At 65.5% G+C, this 1,612-nt stretch carries 2 protein-coding genes and 1 pseudogene; all 3 read right to left on the bottom strand.

Annotated features, from left to right (window positions below; translation table 11 throughout):
* A pseudogene (locus ACRESD_RS15545) lies at positions 1-345 on the bottom strand (threonine-phosphate decarboxylase); the annotation flags it as partial.
* Entirely contained in the window at positions 338-1,246 is a 909-nt protein-coding gene (gene cbiB / locus ACRESD_RS15540; RefSeq protein ID WP_431751732.1) for an adenosylcobinamide-phosphate synthase CbiB, read from the bottom strand. The pseudogene ACRESD_RS15545 and the gene cbiB, both read right to left, overlap by 8 nt.
* Positions 1,243-1,612 (bottom strand): nitroreductase family protein (locus ACRESD_RS15535; RefSeq protein WP_431751731.1); only part of this gene is annotated, 370 nt, incomplete at its 5' end. The genes cbiB and ACRESD_RS15535, both read right to left, overlap by 4 nt.

The raw sequence follows: 1,612 nt of genomic DNA, 5'->3' as shown, positions 1-1,612 counted from the left end.
CTCCTGCACTTCGCGCACCACGTAACCGGCGCGGCGCCAGGCTTCGGCGTGTTCGGCATAGCACGGCGACAGCACGCCGACCTTGCCCGTGCGACGCAGGCGTGGAAGTAACTGGATCGCCGCCTGGGAGCCCGGCACAGGCAATACATGGGGGGCACCGTAATACTCGCTGGCCGCCGCTTCCAGGCCATCATCGGTTTCCGGCAAGCGCGCCCATGCCCTTATCGGGATCTCGGGGATCGGCCACGGCCAGGGCGCCAGGCCACTGGACAGGTCGAGCCAATCGGCTTCGGCAATCCCATACTGAATCACGGCCTTACGCAGCCGCCCACCGTGCTCAAGCATAGAATTGCGCCCCCGCGCAGAGAATCAGCAACCACAACCATACGCCGTGTTGCACCAGCTGCCAGCCACGTTCAATGGAGTCTGCATCGGCTGCCGGGCCTTCACCCAACTGCGGACGCTGATGCAATTCACCGTGATAGATCGCCGCGCCCCCCAATTCGACACCCAATGCGCCCGCCCCGGCCGCCATCACCGGACCGGCGTTGGGGCTGTCCCAGGTGGGCCCTTGGGTGCGCCAGCATTTCAGCGCCAGTCGGGTTTTACCGAGCAGCGCGTAGGTCAACGCCACCAGACGCGCAGGAATATAGTTGAGTACATCGTCGATCTTGGCCGCCGCCCAGCCGAAGCGCTCGAAGCGCTCATTGCGATAGCCCCACATGGCGTCCAGGGTGTTGCTCAGGCGATAGAGCACCACGCCTGGCACACCGGCCACCACAAACCAGAACAGCGCGGCGAACACCGCGTCGCTACCGTTTTCCAGCACCGACTCGGTGGCGGCGCGGGCGACTTCCGTGCGGTCCAGCTCACTGGTCTGGCGACTCACCAGGTAACTCACGCGCTTGCGCGCGTGTTCCAGGTCATCACTGCGCAACGCCTGGGCCACCGGAATCACGTGCTCGCCGAGGCTGCGCATGCCAAGTGCGCAGTACAACGCCAGAATCTCCAGCACCCAACCGATGTAAGGCGCCCATGACAACGCGGTGGCCAACACGGTCAGCGGCACCACGGCGATAAACCACGCGGTCACGCCGTGGCTGCGCCAGCCTCGCCCCCCGGTATTGAAACGCTGCTCGATGCGCCCGGCGAAATTGCCGAACGCCACCAGCGGATGCCAACGCTTGGGCTCACCCAGCAACGCATCCAGCGCCACCGCAGCGACACACAGCAAGGCCACACTCATTGACTCACTCCCCACACATTTTCATACAGCATGTCGCTCAGTGGCCGTGGCTCGGTCCAGCCCTCGAGCTGCAACATCGGGGCCGGATAGAACTCGGCCACCGGCCCCAGGCATAGCACCGCCAGGGGCTTGGCACCGGGCGGCAGGCCCAGCAGGTCGGCCAGGGCCTGGGGCTCGAACAGCGAGACCCAGCCCATGCCCAGCCCTTCGACGCGGGCTGCCAGCCACAGATTCTGGATCGCACAGGACAACGACGCCATGTCCATTTCCGGCAAGGTGCGGCGCCCGAAGATATGGCGCTCGCGGCCATCCATCAGCGCTGCCACCAAGACCTCGGCGCAGTCGTGGATGCCTTCGACCTTGAGC

The sequence above is a fragment of the Pseudomonas sp. genome, assembly GCF_050739995.1.
Lineage (GTDB): Bacteria > Pseudomonadota > Gammaproteobacteria > Pseudomonadales > Pseudomonadaceae > Aquipseudomonas.
Note: the sequence above shows the minus strand (reverse complement) of the source record. Positions and strands in the feature narration are given on the sequence as shown.

What these genes read in the sequence shown, in the direction of transcription:
- cbiB (WP_431751732.1), bottom strand. Translation starts at nt 1,246, where the DNA reads ATGAGTGTGGCCTTGCTGTGTGTCGCTGCGGTGGCGCTGGATGCGTTG.